This window comes from Micromonospora sp. WMMD956 (genome assembly GCF_029626125.1).
Taxonomy (GTDB): domain Bacteria; phylum Actinomycetota; class Actinomycetes; order Mycobacteriales; family Micromonosporaceae; genus Micromonospora; species Micromonospora carbonacea.
The window spans coordinates 1,144,068-1,165,992 of the sequence record NZ_JARUBI010000005.1; the positions used below are offsets into that span (position 1 = coordinate 1,144,068).

General features: G+C 75.1%; 18 protein-coding genes. 5 read left to right on the forward strand and 13 right to left on the reverse strand.

Annotation, left to right across the window (positions count from 1 at the left end; all coding sequences use genetic code 11):
- Positions 1 to 92: 92 nt before the first annotated feature.
- On the reverse strand, positions 93 to 2,609 hold the full coding sequence (pepN, locus tag O7628_RS05300) for an aminopeptidase N (protein WP_278128766.1): 2,517 nt from the start codon (positions 2,607 to 2,609) through the stop codon (positions 93 to 95).
- Positions 2,610 to 2,676: 67 nt separating this feature from the next.
- On the opposite strand from pepN, the gene O7628_RS05305 reads away from it, so the two are divergent.
- A complete protein-coding gene (locus tag O7628_RS05305) occupies positions 2,677 to 2,895 on the forward strand; it encodes a DUF397 domain-containing protein (RefSeq protein WP_013287999.1) in 219 nt (72 codons plus the stop codon).
- A gap of 105 nt (positions 2,896 to 3,000) precedes the next feature.
- Here O7628_RS05305 and O7628_RS05310 read toward each other — a convergent pair whose 3' ends face one another.
- Positions 3,001 to 3,402, reverse strand: a complete 402-nt coding sequence (locus O7628_RS05310) for a hypothetical protein (RefSeq protein WP_278128768.1) — start codon at positions 3,400 to 3,402, stop codon at positions 3,001 to 3,003.
- A gap of 265 nt (positions 3,403 to 3,667) precedes the next feature.
- Between O7628_RS05310 and O7628_RS05315 the strand changes: the two genes are divergently transcribed.
- Positions 3,668 to 4,915 (forward strand): cytochrome P450, encoded by a 1,248-nt coding sequence (locus O7628_RS05315; RefSeq protein ID WP_278128769.1) that lies wholly within the window; start codon positions 3,668 to 3,670, stop codon positions 4,913 to 4,915.
- Positions 4,916 to 5,044: 129 nt separating this feature from the next.
- Here the strand turns inward: O7628_RS05315 and O7628_RS05320 are convergent, their stop codons facing one another.
- The 3 genes from O7628_RS05320 to O7628_RS05330 are packed head-to-tail and all read right to left on the reverse strand — an operon-like array spanning position 5,045 to position 6,973.
- The gene (locus tag O7628_RS05320; RefSeq protein ID WP_278128771.1) at positions 5,045 to 5,695 is read right to left on the reverse strand and encodes a DUF3618 domain-containing protein; all 651 of its coding nucleotides are present in this window, start codon (positions 5,693 to 5,695) and stop codon (positions 5,045 to 5,047) included.
- On the reverse strand, positions 5,692 to 6,156 hold the full coding sequence (locus tag O7628_RS05325) for a phage holin family protein (protein ID WP_278128773.1): 465 nt from the start codon (positions 6,154 to 6,156) through the stop codon (positions 5,692 to 5,694). The genes O7628_RS05320 and O7628_RS05325 overlap by 4 nt, the downstream gene beginning before the upstream one ends.
- Before the next feature lie 31 nt (positions 6,157 to 6,187).
- Complete coding sequence (locus O7628_RS05330; RefSeq protein ID WP_278128775.1) at positions 6,188 to 6,973, reverse strand: hypothetical protein; 786 nt, start codon at positions 6,971 to 6,973, stop codon at positions 6,188 to 6,190.
- Between the two features lie 193 nt (positions 6,974 to 7,166).
- Here O7628_RS05330 and O7628_RS05335 point away from each other — a divergent pair, with 193 nt between their 5' ends.
- Complete coding sequence (locus tag O7628_RS05335; protein ID WP_278128777.1) at positions 7,167 to 7,646, forward strand: DUF4383 domain-containing protein; 480 nt, start codon at positions 7,167 to 7,169, stop codon at positions 7,644 to 7,646.
- A 36-nt stretch (positions 7,647 to 7,682) separates the two neighbouring features.
- On the opposite strand, the gene O7628_RS05340 is transcribed toward O7628_RS05335, so the two are convergent.
- The 8 genes from O7628_RS05340 to O7628_RS05375 form a co-directional block, all read right to left on the reverse strand.
- Positions 7,683 to 8,132, reverse strand: coding sequence for a GNAT family N-acetyltransferase (locus O7628_RS05340; RefSeq protein ID WP_278128779.1), 450 nt, complete (start codon positions 8,130 to 8,132; stop codon positions 7,683 to 7,685).
- 130 nt (positions 8,133 to 8,262) lie between these two features.
- A complete protein-coding gene (obgE, locus tag O7628_RS05345; RefSeq protein ID WP_278128781.1) occupies positions 8,263 to 9,750 on the reverse strand; it encodes a GTPase ObgE in 1,488 nt (495 codons plus the stop codon).
- 93 nt (positions 9,751 to 9,843) lie between these two features.
- Entirely contained in the window at positions 9,844 to 10,098 is a 255-nt protein-coding gene (gene rpmA, locus O7628_RS05350) for a 50S ribosomal protein L27 (RefSeq protein WP_043966727.1), read from the reverse strand.
- Between the two features lie 11 nt (positions 10,099 to 10,109).
- The gene (gene rplU, locus O7628_RS05355; protein ID WP_007072512.1) at positions 10,110 to 10,424 is read right to left on the reverse strand and encodes a 50S ribosomal protein L21; all 315 of its coding nucleotides are present in this window, start codon (positions 10,422 to 10,424) and stop codon (positions 10,110 to 10,112) included.
- Positions 10,425 to 10,613: 189 nt separating this feature from the next.
- Positions 10,614 to 11,144 (reverse strand): hypothetical protein, encoded by a 531-nt coding sequence (locus O7628_RS05360; RefSeq protein ID WP_278128783.1) that lies wholly within the window; start codon positions 11,142 to 11,144, stop codon positions 10,614 to 10,616.
- Between the two features lie 118 nt (positions 11,145 to 11,262).
- Complete coding sequence (locus O7628_RS05365) at positions 11,263 to 14,574, reverse strand: Rne/Rng family ribonuclease (protein ID WP_278128784.1); 3,312 nt, start codon at positions 14,572 to 14,574, stop codon at positions 11,263 to 11,265.
- Positions 14,575 to 14,712: 138 nt separating this feature from the next.
- Complete coding sequence (locus tag O7628_RS05370) at positions 14,713 to 15,426, reverse strand: TIGR03936 family radical SAM-associated protein (protein WP_278136227.1); 714 nt, start codon at positions 15,424 to 15,426, stop codon at positions 14,713 to 14,715.
- Between the two features lie 98 nt (positions 15,427 to 15,524).
- Positions 15,525 to 17,516, reverse strand: a complete 1,992-nt coding sequence (locus O7628_RS05375) for a TIGR03960 family B12-binding radical SAM protein (RefSeq protein ID WP_278128787.1) — start codon at positions 17,514 to 17,516, stop codon at positions 15,525 to 15,527.
- A 232-nt stretch (positions 17,517 to 17,748) separates the two neighbouring features.
- Between O7628_RS05375 and O7628_RS05380 the strand changes: the two genes are divergently transcribed.
- Positions 17,749 to 20,181: a hypothetical protein gene (locus O7628_RS05380; RefSeq protein ID WP_278128788.1), complete on the forward strand. Its 2,433-nt coding sequence runs from the start codon at positions 17,749 to 17,751 to the stop codon at positions 20,179 to 20,181.
- Between the two features lie 151 nt (positions 20,182 to 20,332).
- The gene (locus O7628_RS05385) at positions 20,333 to 21,802 is read left to right on the forward strand and encodes a cryptochrome/photolyase family protein (protein WP_278128790.1); all 1,470 of its coding nucleotides are present in this window, start codon (positions 20,333 to 20,335) and stop codon (positions 21,800 to 21,802) included.
- The last annotated feature ends 123 nt before the right edge of the window (positions 21,803 to 21,925 follow it).

The window sequence follows — 21,925 nt, forward strand, 5'->3', positions numbered from 1 at the left end:
CGCTCCCCCGGCCCAGGTCACGGGACGCGACCAGGGCCGGGGAAGGCCGAAAACGTGACGAAGATGGGCTTTCCGGCCTGGGCTGCGGCGGATCAGGCCGAGGCGGCGGCCACGGCGGTGCGGGCCACCAGGGCGCGGCGCAGGTCGTCGTCGGCGTCGGTGACCACCCGGCGCAGGCCGGGCGTGAGGTCGTCGCGGGCCAGCAGCGCCGCGGCCAGCTCCCGGGTGGGCTGCGCCACCGCGTAGCAGGGGTAGGCGTCGGCCGCGACCTGGTCGGCGACCCAGGGGGTACGCCTGCGCGCCGCCGCCGGCATGTCGGCGAAGTACCGCTCGACGTACGGCCGGGTCAGCTCGGCCTGCTCCGGCTGCCAGAACCCCTGCGCGGCGGCCTCGACCAGCCGGTTGGACAGCTCGGTGTTGCGCACCACGACCTCCCACGCCGCCTCCTTCGCGGTCGGGTCGGGCAGCGCGGCCCGGCACCGGGCGGCCCGCTCGGCGCCGGTGGCGCTCGGGTCGGTCGCCGCCTCGGCGGCGATCTCGGCCGCCCCGGCCGCGCCGAGCACGACGAGCCGGCCGAGCAGCGTCCAGCGCAGCTCGGTGTCCACGGCCAGCCCGGCGGGGACGTCCTTGCCGGCCAGCCAGCCGGCGAGCAGGTCGGCGTCGGTGCTCGCGCCGATCAGGCCCCGGGCGGCGGCGAGCTGCCGCGACCCGCCCGGCTCGGCGGCGGCGAGCAGCCGTTGGCAGGCGTCGGCGAGCCGGAGCAGCGCCGCGTCGCGGGCGAGGGGGTCGAGATAGCGGTCGACCAGCGGCCGGACGCTGCGCAGCACGTCCTCCACGATGATCACCTCGGTCTCGCCGGGCAGCGCGGTGGCGACCAGCTCCACCAGGGCGGCGACGGGGCGCTCGCCGTCGGTGGCCGCGTCCAGCGCCTCGCCCCACAGCAGGGCCCGGGCCAGCGGGTCGGCCAGGGTCGGCAGCACCAGCGGCAGCGCGTCGACGGAGGCGGGGTCGAGACGGATCTTGGCGAAGGTGAGGTCACCGGCGTTGGGCAGCAGCAGCCGGGCGGCCGGCTGCCCGCGCAGCCCGGCGAGGACCGTCCGGCCGCCGTCGGCGTCCGGGTCGAGGTCGACCTCGTCGTGGGTGACGGTGCCGTCGGCGGCGTACCGGGCGACGCCGACGCGGTGCGGGCGCAGCACCGGGTGACCGACCGGGGCGGTCTGCACGATCGCCGCGTCCGCGTACCGGCCGTCGGCGTCGAGCGTGACGTCGACCCGCAGCGTGTTGACCTGGGCCGAGCGCAGCCAGCGCTCGGCCCAGCCCGACAGGTCCCGCCCGGCGGCGGCGGAGAGCGCGCCGAGCAGGTCGGCGAGGGTGGCGTTGCCGAACCGGTGCGCCGCGAAGTGGGCGTTCAGCCCGGCCAGGAACGTGTCGTCGCCGAGCCAGGCGACGAGCTGGCGCAGGACGCTGGCCCCCTTGGCGTACGAGATGCCGTCGAAGTTGAGCAGCGCCAGGGCGGCGTCGGCGACCTCCTCCGGCGCGACGGGGTGGGTGGAGGGGCGCTGGTCGGCCGCGTACCCCCAGCCCTTGCGGCGCAGCGCGAACGTCGTCCACGCGCGGTCGAACCGGGTCGCCTCGGCGGTGACCCGGGTCCCCAGGTACTCCGCGAACGACTCGTTGAGCCACAGGTCGTCCCACCAGCGCATGGTGACCAGGTCGCCGAACCACATGTGGGCCATCTCGTGAGCGATCGTGGTGGCCCGCAGCTCGCGCTGGGTGTCGGTGACCGCCGAGCGGAACACGAGGTCGTCGCGGAAGGTGACCAGGCCCGGGTTCTCCATCGCGCCGGCGTTGAACTCCGGCACGAACGCCTGGTCGTACTTGCCGAAGGGGTAACGCTCGGCGAACAGCTCGTGGAACCGGTCCAGGCACTGCCGGGTGACGGTGAGGATCTCCTCGACGTCGGCGTCCAGGTGGGCGGCGAGGGAGCGCCGGCACCAGACGCCCAGCGGGACGCCGTCGTGCTCGGCACGGCGCACGTGCCACGGCCCGGCGATCAGCGTGACGAAGTACGGCGCCAGCGGGGCCGTCTGGGCGAACTCCCAACGCCCCGGCCGAGGCGTGGCGGCCAGCGCGCCGTTGGCGGCGACCGTCCACTGCGGCGGGGCGGTCACGGCGAGCCGGACCGGAGCCTTCAGGTCGGGCTGGTCGAAGGCGGCGAAGATGCGCTGCGCGTTGTCCAGGAAGGACATCGCGTAGAGGTAGGTCTCGCCGTCGGCGGGGTCGACGAACCGGTGCAGCCCCTCGCCGGTGTTCGAGTAGGCCATCTCGGCCTCGACGACCAGCGTGTTGGCCTCGGCGAGGCCGGTCAGCGGCAGCCGGTTGCCGGCGAGCGTCGCCGGGTCGAGCGGTCGCCCGTTCAGGCGCGCCCCCAGCAGCCGCGCGGGCAGCACCTCGACGAAGGTCTCCGCGCCGGGGGTCGCCCGGAAACGGATCGTGGCGTGCGAGCGGAACCGCTCGTCGCCTGCGGTCAGGTCGAGGTCCACGTGGTAGGACTCGACGGTAATCAACGCGCCACGCGCGGTCGCCTCTACACGGCTCAGGCTCGGCATCCGCTTATCCTGCCCGATGGGGAAGCACACTCGTTTCCCGTCACGGCATGCGATGGAGGAAGCAACAATGGGTCAGCACCCCAAGGGCGACTTCGACCTGTCCCGGGCGGTCTGGCAGCGGGCCGAGGGCGACACCTCGGAAGGCGCTGTCGAGGTGGCCTTCGTCGACGACCTGATCGGCATGCGCAACTCCGCCGAGCCGGACGGCCCGGTGCTCGTCTTCACCCAGGCCGAGTGGGACGCGTTCGTCGCCGGGGCCCAGGACGGCGAGTTCGACCTGGACTGAGCCGACGGGCCGCCGGGCCGGGACCGCCTGCCACCCCCGGGGACGGGGCGCGACGTGCGCCTTCCCCGGGCAGCAGGCGGTCCCGGCCCGGCCCCGAACCGCCCGTCAGTCGCCGTCGCCCCAGCCGAGGCCGCCGGGCCCCGGGGCGTGGTGGAAGCCGGGGTGACCGGTCACGTCGGCGCAGCGCTCGCCGTCGGGGCCGACCGCCCCGCAGAACAGCCGCTCGGCCTGGTGCCAGGCGTCGGCCGGGGAGAGCGCGGCGGCCCCGAGGGCCAGCTCGGGGCGGAGCACGCTCAGCCCCTCGGCGTACGTCACGGCGAGCTCGCGGGCCGCGTCGGGCCCGGCGGCGGCGAAGCCGAGATGCACGGTGAACCAGCGCGGCGGCCGCTGCTCCCGGCGGGGCCGGGCGAGCAGCGGCCCCGGCGGCTCCCCGCCGCCGGCCCGGCCCGCGCCCAGCGCGTCGACCGCCCGCCGCTGTCGCCAGTAGCGCGACGCGTTCTCCCGCATGTGCCCTCCCCGTCGTGATCACCCGACGCTCCCGCCACCGGCGGCCCGAGCGCCCCGGGCCGACCGGTCGCCGGCCCGTGCGCTCAAGCCAACCAGGTTCCCGCCGCCCTGGGAGGGGCCAGCCGGCGCGCGCCGCACGGACGGACGCCACGCCGCCGGCCTCGACCGGGCTCGACAGGGGCGGCGGGGATTCGGCCGCCGCGAGATGGGTAGACGAACCCCCACCGCGCGGTGCCGCCGGGCGGGGAACACCAGGAGGGGTCCGATGGCCAGCATGCCGGCCGACCGCAGCCCGGACAGCACCCTGGCCCTGCTGCGCGAGGGCTACCGGTTCATCGGCGACCGCTGCGACCGGTACGGCACGGACATCTTCCAGACCCGGCTGCTGCTCGAACCGACCATCTGCCTGCGCGGCCGACCGGCGGCGGCGCTCTTCTACGACCCCGAGCGGTTCGTCCGGGCGGGCGCGGCGCCGAAGCGGATGCAGCGGACCCTCACCGGCGTGGGCGGGGTGCAGGGCCTCGACGGGACGGCCCACCACGAGCGCAAGGCCATGTTCATGTCGATCATGACGCCGTCGGCGGTCCGGCAGCTCGGCCAGCTCTTCGACGACGAGTGGCGGGCCCGGGTGCCGGTCTGGGAGCGCGCCGGCCGGGTGGTGCTGCACGACGAGGTGGCCCCGCTGCTCACCCGGGCCGTCTGCGCCTGGGCGGGCGTGCCGCTGGCCGACGCCGAGGTGCCCCGGCGCACCGCGGTGATGCGGTCGATGATCGAGGGGCCCACCGCGTTCGGCCCCCGGCACTGGCGGGGCCGGATCGGCCGCCGCCGCGGCGAGCGGTGGCTCGGGGAGGTCGTCGAGCGCGCCCGGGTGGGCGTCCTGCCGGCCCCGCCCGGCAGCGCGCTGCGGGCGATCGCCGAGCACCGGGACGGCCAGGGGCGGCTGCTGCCCCGCCGGATCGCCGCCGTGGAGCTGCTCAACGTGCTGCGCCCCACCGTCGCCGTCGATCGTTTCGTGGTCTTCGCCGCGCTCGCCCTGCACGACCACCCGCAGTGGCGCGACCAGGTACGCGGCGACGACGACGCCACCGAGTGCTTCGTGCAGGAGGTCCGCCGCTACTACCCGTTCTTCCCGGTCGCCGCCGCCCGGGTGCGGCGCTCCTTCGACTGGCAGGGGCACCACTTCCCGCAGGGGCGGCGGGTGCTGCTCGACCTGTACGGCACCAACCACCACGAGGCGCTCTGGCCCGAGCCGGAGCGGTTCCGCCCGGAGCGCTTCGCCGGCTGGCGCGGCGACCCGTTCGCGCTGGTGCCGCAGGGCGGCGGCGAACACCTGACCGGGCACCGCTGCGCCGGCGAGTGGATCACGATCGAGCTGCTCAAGCGGGCCGTCACCAACCTGACCACGACCATGCGCTACGAGGTGCCGCCGCAGGACCTCGCGATCGACCTGCGGCGGATGCCCGCCCTGCCGCCGAGCGGCCTCGTCGTCACCGACGTGCGCCGCACCGCCTGAGGCCGGCGCCCGCCGGCGCAAGGAAGGGCCCCCTGTTAACGCATTCTGTTGTACAGGGGGCCCTTCCTAACGCTCCCGACACGGGCGACGCTCCCGACGCGGGCGGCCACGCCGTCACCGGGTGTCCCGTCAGTGCCGGGCCTGCTCTCTGGCCTGCTGGGCGTGGTCCCGCACGTCGCGGGCGGCCGACCGGGTGTCGTCCCTGACTGCGTGCACGGCGTCCTGGGCGGTGGCCCGCACCGACTCGCCCGCGTGCTGCGCCGGCTCGCGCAGCTCCTCCCTCAGCTCGCCGGCGGCCTCGCCGAGCTTCTCCTTCACCACTCCGGCGTGCTCGCCGGCCCGCTCCTTGACCTGGGCGGCCACCTGCTGCTCGCGGCGGCTCGCCGGGATCAGGGAGGAGACCAGCATGCCGACGCCGAAGGCGATCAGGCCGGCGGCCAGCGGGTTGCCCTCGGACTTCTCCCGCAGCACCTGCGGTGCCCGCTGGGCGGCGTCGCCGACGGTGGAGGCCGCCGAGTGCGCCTTGTCGCTCACCGTGGACGCGGCCGACGACGCCCGGTCGGCCACCGCGTGGGCGGCGTGTCCGGTGCTGTGGCCGTAGTCGGAAGCGGTGCCCATGACCCTGTCCCTCACATTCTGCAGCGCGTTGCGCGCCCGCTGCTTGCGGTCGTCGACGATGCGGCCGGGGCTGACCTTGTACGCCAGGGCGTCCACATCGGTGCTGAGGCTGTTGCGGGTGGCCTCGATCTCCCGGCGGATCTGGTCGGGATCGGTGCTCATCGGGTGACTCCCTCCGGGTGGGGCTTGAGCGCGTCGGGAATGCGCTGCACGCTGTCGTTGGTCTGCCTGAGGCCGCGTACGCGCTGGGCGTGCTTCTTGGCCATGGAGTAGAGGACGGCGGCGATCGCGCCCCAGAGCACGGCGACGATCAACGCGGCCCAGCCGGCGTCCAGCACGTTGGACAGCCCGGCCCAGAGCGCGATCGACAGGAACAGCGCGACCATGTACCCGCCGAAGCCGGCGCCGCCGAACAGCCCGGCGGCCCTGCCCGCCTTCCTGCCCTCCTGGCGGATCTCGGCCTTGGCCAGCTCCACCTCCTGGCGCATCAGCGTGGACAGGTCGGTGGTCACCTGGCGCAGCAGCTCACCGATCGAGCTGCTCCTGACCTCGTCCGCGGTGTGCGGGGCACCCGCGGGGTGGTACCCGGAGTCCAGTCCCGGGTCCTGCGTCGGCGCGGTCATGTCGTCTCCTCCCTTCGGCTGGCTCGACGGCTCACGGGCGGGAAGCGCCGCTGGACGGCACGCCCGGCAGCGGGTCGGTCTGGGTCACCGGGGGCAGCGGCGTCCCGGTGCCGTCCGCCGGGTCGGCGTAGCTTGTGGTGGTGCCCGGGTCGGGGTAGGCCGCACCCTGGCCGGTGTGACCGGCCTCGGGGGTCGGATCGAGGTAGCCGCCCGGGGGGATCTGGTCCGGCACGGCACGCTGGGCCGGCGGCGTCGGGATGACGGCGGTGCGCTCCGGGTCGTACGCCGGGGCCGAGCCGCCGCCGGTGGCGTCGGACGCCGCGGACAGGCCCCGGGTCAGCCGGCCGGCGAGCACGCCGAGCACGGCGGCGCCGACGAGGAAGGTGCCCGGGTTGCGGCGGGCGTAGTCCTTGACCTCGGTGAGGATGTCGCCGGGCTGCCGCTCCTCCAGCCAGCCGGCCACGCCGTTGACGCGCTCGGCGGCCTGGTGGGCCAGCTCGGTCACCGGGCCGGACTGGCCGCTGTTCTGCGCCATCGTGCGCATCTCGTCGGCCAGCGAACGCAGCCCGCCGGCCGCCCGGCGCTGCTGCTCCCCGGCCTGCCCGGCGAGCTGGTCGCGGGCCTCGCCGTAGAGGTTGCGGGCCTGCCGCGCGGCCTCGCCGACGACCTCCCGGCCCTGCTCCTTGGCGGTCTGCGCGACCGCACCGCCCGCGTGCGCGGCCTCCGAGCCCACCTGGCGGGCCTGATCGCGTACGCCGTGGCCGTTGCTCGACTCCTGCCCGTACGTGGACGTCGTGGGTGAGAGATCGTAGGTCATGATGTCCCTTCCGCTCGGAAAGTCGTAGCGGTAGCCAATTCATGGGATTCGCCAGCGTTCATCCCGCCGGCGTCTTTTGACCTACCCTGGCTCCGGCAGCCCACACCTGATTCCCGGTTTCGCTGCGGAACGCGTCGGCGCGCACCCAAAATGGAGGATCGTCGAGGGCTGCTGATCCACGGAGGTGACGCCGATGGCGCATGACCGGCACCGCCCACGGGCCCGGGTGCAGGTGGCCGCCGTCGCGGTGGCCGCGCTCTTCCTCCTGCTCGGGGTCCTCGGCTTCGTCCCCGGCGTCACCACCGGATACGACGACCTGACCTTCGCCGGGCACCACTCGGGCGCCAAGCTGCTGGGGCTGTTCCAGGTCTCGGTCCTGCACAACGCCCTGCACCTGCTCTTCGGGCTGGCCGGGCTGGCCCTGGCCCGCAGCGTCGCGGGGGCGCGGCTCTTCCTGGCCGGGGGCGGAGCGCTCTACCTCGGCCTCTGCCTCTACGGGCTGTTCGTCAAGTTCGCCGAGAACGAGCAGGGCGCGGCCAACTTCATCCCGCTCAACGGCGCGGACGACTTCCTGCACCTGCTGCTCGGCCTCGGCATGCTCGCGCTGGGCCTGCTGCTGTCGAACGGGATGGGCACGGGCGGGCGGCTGGACGACCCGATCGACCGCCCCTGACCGGGCCGCCCGACCGGCCGGCGCGCCCCTGCCCGCTCAGGCGGCCACCGGGAGGCGCTTGGCGAAGCAGCGGCTGTACGGGTTGTCGACGTACTCGCCGTACCCGGGGATGGGGGCGTACCCGCAGGAGGTGTAGAGGCCGATGGCCGCCGGCAGGTAGCTGCCGGTCTCCAGCCGCAGCTCGGCGTACCCCTGCTGGAAGGCCAGGTCCTCCAGGGCGGCCAGCAGCTGGCGGGCGATCCCCCGCCCCCGGTGGGCGGGCCGGACGTACATCCGCTTCAGCTCGCCGGTGTGGGGGTCCAGCTCCTGGATGCCGCCGCACGCGACGACCCGGCCGGCGTCGACGACGGCGAGGTAGCGGATGTCGTCGTGCGTGAGGGTCGCCTGCCCGTCCAGCCCGCCGTCGGCCTCGCGCAGCTCACGCTGCTGCGCCACGACCAGGGTGGCGATCTCCGGGTCGGTCGTGGGCCGCGATTCGATCAGCATTCCGTCAAGCTAGGCGCGGCGGATTTCCGGCAGGTTTCCGGCGGGCGACCCGCCGGCGGAGGCCCCGCGAGCGGTCGTGGTCGCGCGGGCGGGCCGGTCCCCGTCGCCGGCCTCCCCGCCCCGCGCCGGCCTACTCCTCGTCGTCGAGGTCGCCGTCGAGGTGCGCGCCGGCGGTCGGCTCGTCGTCGCTGACGTCGGCCCCCAGCTCGTCGGCGGGCCGCACCCGGCGGGCCTTGCGCGCGGCGAGCCGCTCGGCGGCCGAGGGGCGGCTCGACTTCTCCTCCAGCCGCACGTCGGTGCCCCGGTTGCCGGGGACGAAGTCGACGCCCGCGTAGAGGGTGGGCTGCCAGTCGAACTCGCGCTCCCCGATCCGCACCAGGTCGCCCGGGTTGGCCCCGGCCTTGGCCAGCTTGTCCTCGACGCCGAGGCGGGCCAGCCGGTCGGCCAGGTAGCCCACCGCCTCGTCGTTGTCGAAGTTGGTCTGCCGCACCCAGCGCTCCGGCCGGTCGCCCCGCACGGTGAACGAGCCGTCCGGCTCGGCGGTGATGGTGAAGCCGGTGTCGTCGACCGCCCTCGGGCGGATGACGATGCGGGTCGGCTCGGCCGGCGGGGCGGCGGCACGGGCCTTCTCGACCAGCTCCGCCATGGCGAACATCAGCTCCTTGAGGCCCTCGCGGGTCGCCGCGGAGACCTCGAACACCCGCAGGCCACGGGCCTCCAGGTCGGCGCGGACGATCTCGGCGAGGTCCCGGCCGTCCGGCACGTCGATCTTGTTGAGGGCGACGAGGCGGGGCCGGTCGGCCAGCCCGCCGTACTGGCTCAGCTCCGACTCGATGGCGTCGATGTCGGCCAGCGGATCCCGGCCCGGCTCCAGCGTCGCCGTGTCGATCACGTGCACCAGCACCGCGCAGCGCTCGACGTGCCGGAGGAACTCCAGCCCGAGGCCCTTGCCGGTGGCCGCTCCGGGGATGAGGCCGGGCACGTCGGCCACGGTGAAGGTGTGGTTGTCGACCCGGACCACGCCCAGGTTCGGCACGAGGGTGGTGAAGGGGTAGTCGGCGATCTTCGGCTTGGCGGCGGAGATGACCGAGATCAGCGACGACTTGCCGGCCGACGGGAAGCCGACCAGGCCCACGTCGGCGACGCTCTTGAGCTCCAGCACCACGTCGAGCTGCTCGCCGGGCTCGCCGAGCTCGGCGAATCCGGGCGCCTTGCGCCGGGCGTTGGCCAGCGAGGCGTTGCCCCGGCCGCCCCGGCCACCCCGGGCCACCTCGAACGTGGTGCCCGCGCCGACCATGTCGGCCAGCACCTCACCGCCGGGGGTCTGCACGACGGTGCCGTTGGGCACCTTCAGCACCAGGCCGCGCCCGTTCGCGCCGTCCCGGTTCGAGCCCGCGCCGCCCTTGCCGTTCTCGCCCTTGACGTGCGGGTGGAAGTGGAAGTCGAGCAGGGTGTGCACCTGCGGGTCGACGACCAGCGTCACGCTGCCGCCGTGCCCGCCGTTGCCGCCGTCGGGGCCGCCGAACGGCTTGAACTTCTCCCGGTGGATCGAGACACAGCCGTGCCCGCCGTCGCCGGCCTGCAGGTGCAGGACGACCCGGTCCACGAACATCGTCACGTCGTCAATCCTTCCAGCGGGAGACGCCCCGCACGTACGAGAAAAGCGAAGCGGGCCGGGACCAACCGGTCCGCGGCCCGCGACGCGTCGAAGTTACTGCTGCGGCACGATGCTGACGGTCTTGCGACCGCGCTTGGTGCCGAACAGGACCGAGCCGGCGGCCAGCGCGAAGAGCGTGTCGTCGCCGCCACGGCCGACCAGGTCACCGGGGTGGAACTTGGTGCCACGCTGCCGGATGAGGATCTCACCCGCGCTGACGACCTGACCACCGAAGCGCTTCACGCCGAGCCGCTGGGCCGCGGAGTCACGGCCGTTACGCGAGCTGGACGCACCCTTTTTGTGAGCCATCTGAGGACGACCTACTTCCCGCTGGAGATGCCGGTCACCTTGACCTGGGTCAGCGGCTGGCGGTGACCCTGGCGCTTGTGGTAGCCGGTCTTGTTCTTGAACTTGTGGATCTTGATCTTCGGGCCCTTGGTGTGCGCGGCGATCTCGCCGGACACCGCGACCTCGGCAAGCTTCGCCGCGTCGGTCACCAGGTCGTCACCGTCGACGAGGAGCACCGCGGTGAGCTTCACCGCGTCGCCGGGGGCACCGGCGAGCTTCTCGACCTCGATCACGTCGCCCTCGGCGACCTTGTACTGCTTGCCGCCGGTCTTGACGATCGCGTACATCGGAGGCGGACTCCCTGTCGTTGAGGCTGCTGGCGGTCGTTCCCTCGGCGGCTCGCCGGGTAGCAGAAGCGCGGCGGCGCGGGCACGCGGGAACTCGGCACACCAAAGTGCGCCGCAAGATAGCGTACGCCATCGGCGGGGCGACACCCAAACCGGGGTGCGCCACCCCGCCCACCCGCACCGGGCCGGTCAGCGGGCGCAGAGCTGGTCGAGGCGCTGCTGGAGCTCGTCCAGCTCCTCCTCGTCGATCGCGTCCACGTCGGTGCCGAGCATCCCCACCTCGGTGGCGAGATCGGCCAGGAGCGTCCGCAGCTGCGGGTCGGTCGCCCGGGTCGACTGCTCCCGCAGCGCCGTGCGCCAGCCGGTCAGCGCCGCCTCCGCCCGCTTGCGGGCGGCCTCCGCCGTGGCGCTGTCGCTCGCGCCGACCGCCCCGATCATCCGGCCTAGCTCCGCCACGTACGTGCGGACCGCCGTGCCGCTGGCCTGCTGGGCGGCGGCGCAGACCTCCGGGGCGTTCCCCCCGGCCGCGCCGCTCGCGGCGGACGGCCCGCCCGGCGCGCCGGGCGCCGCGCCCCCGCCGCCCGGGGTGGCCCCGCCGGCCGGGGCCGGGGAGGAGCCGCCCGGCCCGTCGGCGGGGTCGGAGCCGGAACGCCCGGCGGAACAGGCCGCCGTGGCCGACAGGACGACCGCGGCGACGGTGAGGGCGAGCAGACGACGCATTCTTCTTCTCCTGACCGGGGGTGGCCGATCCTAACCGGGGTCGGGCACGCGACAGGACCCCCGCCCCGGTGCTGTCACCCGGGCAGGGGTCCTGCGAAACGCGCGGCCGGTCAGCCGGTCACGGGCGGGTACGCCGCCGGGCGCCGCCCCGGCGGGACCGCCGCCGGCCCCCGCCCGTGTCGCCGCCGTCACCGTCGCCCTCGTCGTCGCCGAGCGCGTCCGGGTCGTCGGCGCCCGCCAGCCGGGCGGACTCGCCCTGCTGGCTGTCCGCCACGGCCGGCGCGGCGGCGGTGTCCGCCTCGTACCGGGACAGGTCGTAGCCCATCGTGTCGTGGTAGTCGGTGTCGGTGTCGGCAGGGGCCTCGACCACCTCGACGACCGTGCGCTCCGGGGCAGCGCTCTTGCGCGCCCGGCGTCGCGACGACGCCCCGCCGACCGGCTCGGCCGTCGCCGGGGCGGCGGCGGGAGCGGGGGCCGCCGAGGCGACCGCCTTGACCTTCTCCCCCGCGCCACCGCCCGAACGCGGCTTCTCCGGCACCGGCTCGGTGTGCATGATCAGACCCCGGCCCTTGCAGCACTCGCAGGGCTCGCTGAACGCCTCCAGCAGCCCCGCGCCGATGCGCTTGCGGGTCATCTGCACCAGGCCGAGCGAGGTGATCTCGGTGACCTGGTGCTTCGTGCGGTCCCGGCCGAGGCACTCCGTGAGCCGGCGCAGCACCAGCTCACGGTTCGACTCCAGCACCATGTCGATGAAGTCGATCACCACGATGCCGCCGATGTCGCGCAACCGGAGCTGGCGGACGATCTCCTCGGCCGCCTCCAGGTTGTTCCGGGTGACCGTCTCCTCCAGGTTCCCGCCGGAGCCGGTGTACTTGCCGGTGTTGACGTCGATGACGGTCATCGCCTCGGTGCGGTCGATCACCAGCGAGCCGCCGGAGGGCAGGAAGACCTTCCGGTCCAGGCCCTTGAGGATCTGCTCGTCGATCCGGTAGGTGGCGAACACGTCGGCCGCGCCCGCGTGCCGGCGCACCCGGTCGACCAGGTCCGGGGAGACGTGCGAGAGGTACGACTCGACCATCCCGTACGACTCGTCGCCCTCGATCACCAGCTCACGGAAGTCCTCGTTGAACAGATCCCGCACGACCCGGATGACCAGGTCCGGCTCCTCGTAGAGCAGCACCGGCGCGCCGCCGGAGGCGGCCTTGGCCTGGATGTCCTCCCACTGGGCCTGGAGGCGCTTGACGTCGCGGGCCAGCTCGTCCTCGCTCGCCCCCTCGGCGGCCGTGCGGACGATCACGCCCGCGCCGTCCGGGACCAGCTTCTTGAGCGCGTCGCGCAGCCGCTTGCGTTCGGTGTCGGGCAGCTTGCGGCTGATGCCGGAGGCGTTGCCGTTCGGCACGTAGACCAGGTGCCGGCCGGAGAGCGCGATGTGGCTGGTCAGCCGGGCCCCCTTGTGCCCGATCGGGTCCTTGGTGACCTGCACCAGCACCGAGTCGCCGGAACGCAGGGCCTGCTCGATCGACCGGGCCCGCCCCTCCAGGCCGGTGGTGTCCCAGTTGACCTCGCCCGCGTACAGGACGGCGTTGCGGCCGCGCCCGATGTCGACGAAGGCCGCCTCCATGCTCGGCAGGACGTTCTGCACCTTGCCGAGGTAGACGTTGCCGGCCATGGTGCCGGAGGAGTTGCGGGTGACGTAGTGCTCGACCAGCACGCCGTCCTCCAGGACGGCGATCTGGGTGCGGTCACCGCGCTGGCGGACGGCCATCACCCGGTCGACCGCCTCCCGGCGGGCCAGGAACTCGGACTCGCTCAGGATCGGCGGGCGGGTCCGGCGCTGCTCCCGGCCGTCCCGGCGGCGCTGCCGCTTGGCCTCCAGCCGGGTCGAGCCGGAGACGCCCTGCACCTCGTCGACGGCCTTGCGCGGCTCACGGATCTTGACGACCGTCGGCACGCCGTCGTCGGCGCCCCCGTCGGTGTCCCCCGCGCCCCGGCGGCGGCGACGCCGCCGACGACGGGTCAGCCCGTCACCGCCCTCGTCGGTCTCGCCCTCGTCCTCGTCACCCTCGGCCTCGGGCTCCTCGGCCTGGGCGGCCTCCTCGGCCTCGTCGTCGTCGGCCTCGTCCGCGCCGCCCTTGCCCCGGCCCCGGCCCCGGCGGCCCCGGCGGCGCCGCCGACGGGCGGCGCTCTCCTCGTCCTCCTCGTCGTCGGCGGCCTCGGGCTCCTCCGCCTCGGCGGCCGGCTCCTCCTCGACCTCCGGCACCTCGGCCTGCTCGACCGGCTCGACCTCGCGCCGGGCGCGGCGACGCCGGCGGGACGGCTCGGGCTGCTCCTCGACCGCCTCCGGCTCCACGGGGGCCGGCACCACGACGCGGGCCACCGGCAGCTCGTCCGGCTGCGGGGCCATGAACAGAACGGTCGGCGCGGAGAGGGCGGCCCGCCGCCGGCGGGTCCTCGGCTCGGCGGCCTCGACCGGCTCGCTGGGCGTGGCGGGCTCGGCGGCCTCGACGGGCTGGCTGGCCTGCGCGGGCTCGGCGGCCTGGGCGGGCTCGGCCAGCTCGATGATCTCGGCAGCCTCGGCGGTGCCGGCCGGCAGTTCGACGGCACCGGAGACGGCCACCCCGGGCGGCACCTCACCGGAACGGTTCTCGGCACCGCTGGACCGGCGGCGGCCACGCCCGGCGGCGGCCCGGCCGGAAGCGGCCGGCTGGCTGGCCTCGGTCGCGCCGGCTGCCGGCTGGTCCACGGCACCGCCGGCAGCGGCAGCATCCGGCTGGGCTGCGGCAGCGGACGGCGGCTGGGCTGCCGGCGGCTCGACCACGGCCGGCGTCGGCGCGGCCTCCGTCGGCTGCTCGCCCGTCGCGGCGGCCTCGGCCGGCTCGGCCGCCGGGGCCTCCACCGGGGGCGCGGTGGCCTTGCGGCGGCGGGTCCGGGTCACCTTGACCGGGGGTACGACCTCCGCGCCGGCCTCCTCCGCGGCAGCGGCGACGACCGGCTCCGCCGTCGCCTTCGCGGTGGTCGCCTTCCGGCGTCGACGCGGCGTCTTCGGCATCTCCTCCAGCTCACCGGCAACCGGGGCGAGGACCTCGGCCTGGGGGGCCTCCCCGCTGGCCGAGCCGGCGGAGGTGGACGCCTCCACCGGAGCCTCGGTCTGCTCCGGCTGGTTGAGCGGGGTGGCCCGCCGACGGGTGGCCCGCTTGCGGGGCGGCGGGGCCGGCGCCTCGCCGGCGGCGTCCCCGGCGGCCTCGCCCTGCGCGGCGGTGGGGCCGCCGGCCGGGGCCGCGCCCTCGGCGGTGGGGCCGCCCGCGGTGAGATCCGCCGTGCCGGTGACGGTGTCACCGCTGGCGCGGCCGGTGTCGGTGGTGCGGTCAGCGGTCTCGCCGGCCGGCTGGGAACCGGTCCGTTCGCCGCCCTCGGGCTCGTTCTCGAGCATGGACGTTCTCCAGTTCTGGCTGCCCCGGGCGCGGGTGAGCGCTGCCACGCAGGGTCGCCGCAAAAGTGTTTCCGCCGGGCGCGCAAGCTGCGCGACCGCCGAAGTCTGCCTGCCAGAACGCTGACCGTCGGTCAACGCTCACACGATGGCTGCCCCGTCGCGATCCGCGTCCAACGGATCGACGATCTCGCCCTGTGCGGTCAGCGTGCCCTGCGCCAGCCGGATCACCCTCGGGGAGACCGGCGGCTCCAGGTCGGCCACCGCGCGCAGGCCGGAAAGGACGTCATCGGGTCGTACGGACGGGGTGACCTGCCGGACGACCAGTTCGAGTATCGCACACGACACGCCCGGCACCCCGGAAGGCGTCTCGACGGACCGGATCACATCGATCTTCATGACTGCCGCGCGGGCGTCGAACGTGCGCCGCCCCTGCTTCGTCATCCGCTCGACCTGAACCTCCCCCGCCGCGGCGAAGGCGGCCACGGCGCGCTCCAGCACGGCCGGCTCCACCTGCGGCAGCTCGATCCGCCAGTGCGACGCCTCGATCCGGTCGGCCAGGCTGCCCCCGGCGGCGACGACCGCGTCGAGCACGTCGAGGCCGGGCGAGAGCGCGGCGTCCAGCGCCGCCCGGAGCTGCGCCGGGTCGACCGGCTCGCGCAGCCCGATCTCCAGGTACTCCGCCTCGCTGGCCACCCCGGTCGGCGCCGCGCTGGCGTACGAGATCTTGGGGTGCGGGGTGAAGCCCTGGGAGAAGGCGATCGGCACCCCGGCCCGCCGCAGCGCCCGCTCGAACGCACGGGCGAAGTCGCGGTGCGAGGTGAACCGCAACGGCCCACGCTTGGCGTACCGGATGCGGACGCGCTGGACGACCGGCGCCTGACCGCCCTCCGGCTGTGGTTTCCTACTGATCGTCGTGCTCCTCGGATCGGTTGGTCATCCCGCGCGGGGGATCACTGCGGGGTGGGGGCGGGAATCCGCAGCCCGGCACCGTTGATCGGGGTCAGTGGGAGCAGCTTCCTGCCCGTGGGGCCGATCTGGATCTCGGTGTCCATCGACGGGCAGACTCCGCAGTCGAAGCACGGGGTCCACCGGCAGTCGTCCTGCTCGTACTCGGACAGGGCGTCCTGCCAGTCCTGCCAGAGCCAGTCCTTGTCCAGGCCCGAGTCCAGGTGGTCCCAGGGCAGGACCTCCAGCTCGTCGCGCTGGCGGGTGGTGTACCAGTCGAGGTCGACGCCGAAGGCCGGCAGCACCTCGGCCGCGGCGTCCACCCACCGCTGGTACGAGAAGTGCTCGCTCCAGCCGTCGAACCGGCCACCGTTCTCCCACACCCGCCGGATGACCGCGCCGACCCGGCGGTCGCCCCGGCTGAGCAGGCCCTCGATCAACGACGGCTCGCCGTCGTGGTAGCGGAAGCCGATCGCCCGGCCGAGCGAACGGTCGGCGTTGATCGCCTGCTTGAGCAGCCGCAGCCGGCCGTCGATGACCTCCGGCCGCTCCATCGCCGCCCACTGGAACGGGGTGTGCGGCTTCGGCACGAACCCGCCGATCGAGACGGTGCAGCGGATGTCCTTGCTGCCGGTGGCGGCCCGGCCCGCCCGGATCACCTCGTGCGCCATGTCCGCGATCTCCAGGACGTCGGCGTCGGTCTCGGTGGGCAGGCCGCACATGAAGTAGAGCTTCACCTGCCGCCAGCCGTTGGTGTACGCGGTGACGACGGTGCGGATCAGGTCTTCCTTCGACACCATCTTGTTGATGACCTTGCGGATCCGCTCCGACCCGCCCTCGGGGGCGAAGGTCAGCCCGGTGCGCCGGCCGTTGCGCGACAGCTCCTGCGCCAGGTCGATGTTGAACGCGTCGACCCGCGTCGACGGCAGCGACAGCGACACGTTGGTGCCGGCGTACTGCTCGGCCAGGCCCGAGCACATGTCGCCGATCTCCGAGTGGTCGGCCGACGACAGCGACAGCAGGCCCACCTCGTGGAAGCCGGAGAACTCCAGCCCCTGCTGCACCATCTGCCCCACCGTCGTGATGGACCGCTCCCGCACCGGCCGGGTGATCATGCCGGCCTGGCAGAACCGGCAGCCCCGGGTGCACCCCCGGAAGATCTCCACCGCGTACCGCTCGTGGACCGTCTCGGCCAGTGGGACGAGGGGCTTCTTCGGGTACGGCCAGGCGTCCAGGTCCATCGTCGTGCGCTTGTGCACCCGGAACGGCACGTCCGCCCGGTTCGGCACGACCCGCTGGATCCGGCCGTCGGGCAGGTAGTCCACGTCGTAGAAGCGCGGCACGTAGACGCTCTCCGTGCGGGCCAGCCGCAGCAGCAGCTCGTCGCGGCCGCCCGGGGAGCCCTCCGCCTTCCACTCCCGGACGATCGCGGTGATCTCCAGGACCGCCTCCTCGCCGTCGCCGAGCACGGCGGCGTCGACGAAGTCGGCGATCGGCTCCGGGTTGAACGCGGCGTGCCCACCGGCCACGATCACCGGGTCGGCGTCGGTGCGGTCGGCCGCCAGCAGCGGAATGCCCGCCAGGTCGATCGCGGTGAGCAGGTTGGTGTAGCCCAGCTCGGTGGAGAACGAGACGCCGAACACGTCGAACCCGCGCACCGAGCGGTGGGCGTCGACGGTGAACTGCGGCACGCCGTGGGCGCGCATCAGCCGCTCCAGGTCGGGCCAGACCGCGTACGTCCGCTCGGCCAGCACGTCGGGCAGCTCGTTGAGCACCTCGTAGAGGATCTGCACGCCCTGGTTGGGCAGGCCCACCTCGTACGCGTCGGGATACATCAGCGCCCAGCGCACGGTCGCCGCGTCCCAGTCCTTGACCACCGCGCCCAGCTCGCCACCGACGTACTGGATGGGCTTGGTCACCTGGGGCAGCAGCGGCTCCAGGCGGGGCCAGATCGACGGCTCCACGGTGGGACTCGGCGTGGTGGACGGAACGCTCATGATGCCCAAGGGTACGCGGCCGCCCGCCGCCCGCCCGGCGCGCCCACCCGCCTGCCCCACCCGGAACAACGCCCGTCGCCGAGGCACGGCCCCGGTCACCGCTGGGATCCCCCGGCCCGCGGCGTCCGGGAGCACGCCACGGGCCCCGTCATGATCGCCCCGGACGTGGGCGGATCGCCGCCGGTGGCACGCCGGTACTAACCTCGGACCGGCGCGAGAGGAGATTGCCGCGATGCCGCACCCGCAGCCGGGAGCAGATCGACCGGCCGACGGGGGCACCCCGGCCGTCGACCGGGACCAGGATCCGGCGGTCGTCGGAGAGGCGGCCCCCTCCCCCGTACCATCGCCGGTCGCACCGGCCCCGCGCGGCTCCGCCGAGCCGACCGACAGCGGGCAGGCCGACCCCCCGCAGACCGACCCCACGCAGGCCGGGCAGACCGACACCGAGCAGGTCGACACCCAGCGGGTCGACACCCAGCGGGTCGAGCCGGTCGATGCCGTGCAGGTCCCCTCCGCCGAGCCGACGACCGACACGACGGCGACCGGCGACACGACGGCGACCGGCTCCACGGCGACCGACACGACGGCGACCGGCTCCACGGCGACCGACGACACGACGGCGACCGGCTCCACGGCGACCGACGACACGACGGCCCCGGTCGAGACGGCGGCCATCGGGCACACGCCGACCGACCCGGAGACGCCGACCGACCGTGAGCCGAGGACGAACGGCGCGACAGGCGCCGACGGAGAGCCGCCGACCGACGGTACGACGAGGGCCGACGGTGGGGTGAGGGCCGACGGTTCGGCGACCGACGGGGCGACCGACGACGGGGCGGAAGCGACCGACGACGGGGCGGAAGCGACCGGCGACGAGGCGGAAGCGACCGGCGACGAGGCGGAAGCGACCGGCGACGAGGCGGAAGCGACCGGCGACGAGGCGGAAGCGACCGGCGACCGGACGGTGGCGACCGACCACGGAACCGACGCGACCAGGACCGCCGCGCTCCCCGACGGCGGGGCCGCCGAGGCGACCGTCCCGGTAGCGGACGCCTCGCCGGAGCCCGGGTCGTCGCCGGGGCCGGAGCCCACCCGGGTCGATCCGGCCGGCGCCCACGGGGCGCCTCCCGCGCCGCCTCGACCGGTCGGCACCGCCACCCCGGTGCGCCCCGGCCCGGACCCGACCCGGATCGCCCCCACCCCGCCGCTGTCCGGCCCGGACCCGACCAGGGTCGAGCCCACGCCGCCGCGGCCCGCCCTCGGCCGGGCCGGGGTGACCCCGCCGGCCTTCGCCCCGGGCCGCGCCAGGGCCGGCAGGCCGACCCCCACCCCGGACCCGACGAGGATCGACGCCCACCCGGACGCGAAGCTGGGCCCGCGCCCGGACGCCACGAGGCTGGACACCGGCCCGGACGCCCCGGGATCCGCCGCCCGCCCCGACGCCACGAAGCTGGACCCGCGTCCGGACCGGACGACCGTCGACCCCGCCGCCGCCGAGCCGCCCGCGCCCCGCTTGCGCGGGTCCGCATCGGTCCCGCCGCCGGCCCCGCGCAAGCGGAGCTGGGGCGAGTCCGTCATGTTCACCCCGCCCGCCCCTCCGCCACCGACCCCGGCTCCGCCGCCGCCCGCACCGGTCGGGCACGGGCCGCTGCCGCCCCCGGAGAGCCAGGTTCCGGTGGACCCGTGGGCCGGCGTGGACACCGGCAGTTGGGACCTGCACGCCGCCGAGCTGCCGCCGGCCATGCCGTACCCCGCGACGCCACCCACCCGGCAGTACCCGGGGCCGGCGGCCGGCTCAGCGCCCGTCGTCGGTCGCGGCACCCCGGCGGCGTCCCACCCGGTGACCCCGCCGCAGCCGGCCCGGCCCGTGTCGCCGGCGGCCCGGCCCGTGAGCCCGCCGCCGGCCGCCCGGTCCGCGCCGCCGCCCATGGCCCAGCCGCTGCCGCCGCCGGCCCGGCAGGTGTCGCCGCCCCGACCCGTGTCGCCGCCGGCTCGGCCGGTGTCGCCGCCCGCGGCCCGTCCGGTGGCACCGCCGCCACCGCCTCCGCAGCAACGCCGGCCCGCCCCTCCCCCGCCCGCGCCGAAGGCGCCCCGCCGACGCCGGCGGCGCTGGCCGTGGGTGCTGCTGCTGAGCATCGCCTGCTGCTGCGGCTGCCCCGCGTACTGGGTGAAGCCGATGTGGGAGCAGTATCCGGCGAAGGCGGCGCTGCCGGCGCAGATCGCCGACCTGTCGCTGCGCGAGGACGCCCGCAGCAAGACCACCGCGAATCAGCTGGAGGCCGAGACGCGCGAGGCGCACCTCCTGGCCGAGGACACCTTCGCCGGCGTGTACGTCTCGTCGGCCGGCAAGCCCGCCGTCGTGTTCGGCGGCACCGGCTTCCGGCTGACCCCCGAGAGCGACGCGGACGACGAGTTGGCCCGGCTCAAGCCGCGATACCAGCTCGGCGATCCCCAGGTGGTCGACACCGACGTGCGGGGGCGGTTCGCCCGCTGCGCCGTCGGCGCGCTCGACGGCACAGACGTGGTGGTCTGCACCTCGGTCGACCACGGCAGCCTCACCAACGGGATCTTCTCCCAGCTCTCCGTGGACGACAGCGCCCGACTGCTCGACGAGATGCGCGAGCAGATCATCACCCCGGAGCAGGTGGGCTCCGGCTCGGCGTGACCCGACCGGGCGAACGGATGCCTGGAAAGCTGCCACCGGGCGGCGGGTGACGGCGGGCGGCGGCGGTCCCGGCACCGGGGGTTCCCTGGGCAGCGCCCGGGTTTTCCGGCTTCGGGGCCGGACGGCGACCGGCCCGGGCCACAATCGGGGCATGTCGCGGCGTTGGCTCTTCGCTGATCAGCTGGGGCCGCACTTCCTCGACGACCGCCGCCAGCCGGTCCTGCTGATCGAGTCGAAGGCGGTCTTCCGCCGCCGCGTCTACCACCGGCAGAAGGCGCACCTGATCCTCTCCGCGCTGCGTCACCGCGCCGCCGAACTCGGCGCGCAGGCCACCTACCTGCGCGCCGAGACGTACGCGGAGGGGCTGCGCAAGGTCCGCGAGCCGGTCGAGGTCTGCCATCCCACCTCGCGCCGGGCCCTGGAGTTCGTCCGGCGGCGGGACGGGGTGACCGTGCTGCCGCCGCGCGGCTTCGTCACCAGCCTGGACGACTTCGCCGAGTGGGCCGGCGGGCGGAGCGGCGCGCTGCGGATGGAGGCGTTCTACCGGTTCGCCCGCGAGCACCACCGGGTGCTGGTCGACGGCGACGAGCCGGTCGGCGGGCGGTGGAGCCTCGACGTCGAGAACCGGGAACCGCCGCCGAAGGACGGCAGGCTCACCGTCCCCGCCCCGCCGGCGCCGAAGGAGGACGACGTCGACGCCGAGGTCCGCGCCGACCTCGACCGCTGGGAACGGGAGGGCATCCGGTTCGTCGGCCGGGACGGGCCACGGCGCTTCCCGGCGACCGCGAAGGAGGCCCAGGCCCGGCTACGCCACTTCCTGCGGCACCGGCTGCCCGCCTTCGGCCCGTACGAGGACGCGATGCTCTCCACCGACCCGTGGCTGGCGCACAGCGTGCTCTCCTCCTCGTTCAACCTCGGCCTGCTCGACCCCCTCGACGCGGTCCGGGGCGCGGAGAAGGCGTACCGGAGCCAGGGCGCGCCGCTGGCCAGCGTCGAGGGCTTCGTCCGGCAGATCCTGGGCTGGCGGGACTTCGTCTGGCACCTGTACTGGCACTTCGACGCCGGCTGGCGGCGCAGCAACGCGCTCGCCGCCCGCCGCCCGGTGCCCGGCTGGTTTCAGGAGCTGGACGCCGACGCGGTGCAGGCGCACTGCCTGTCGGACGTGCTGGCCGGGGTGCGCGACCACGGCTGGGTGCACCACATCCCCCGGCTGATGGTGCTCGGCAACTACGCCCTGCAACGCGGCTGGCGGCCCGCCGAGTTGGTGGAGTGGTTCCACACCCGCTTCGTGGACGGCTACGAGTGGGTGATGACCGCCAACGTGGTCGGCATGAGCCAGTACGCCGACCTGGGCCGGATGACCACCAAGCCGTACGTCTCCGGCGGCGCGTACGTCAACCGGATGAGCGACTACTGCGGCGGCTGCCGGTACGACCCGCGCAAGCGTCTCGGCCCGGACGCGTGCCCGTACACGGCGGGGTACTGGGCGTTCCTGGACCGCAACCGGGACCGGATCCCGGCGAACGCCCGGATGGCCCGCACGATGAAGCAGTTGGACCGCCTCGCGGACGTCGACCGGCTCGTGGCGCAGGAACGCCGACGCGGCAACGACGCGCCGTGACGACAGGTCGTGACGACGCGCCGTGGCATCCCGCCCGTCGTGACGGATCGACCGTGCACACGACCCGACCCGTGGCGACGAACCGGCCCGTGAACCCGTCCCGGCCCGCGACGTCGGGCGCGC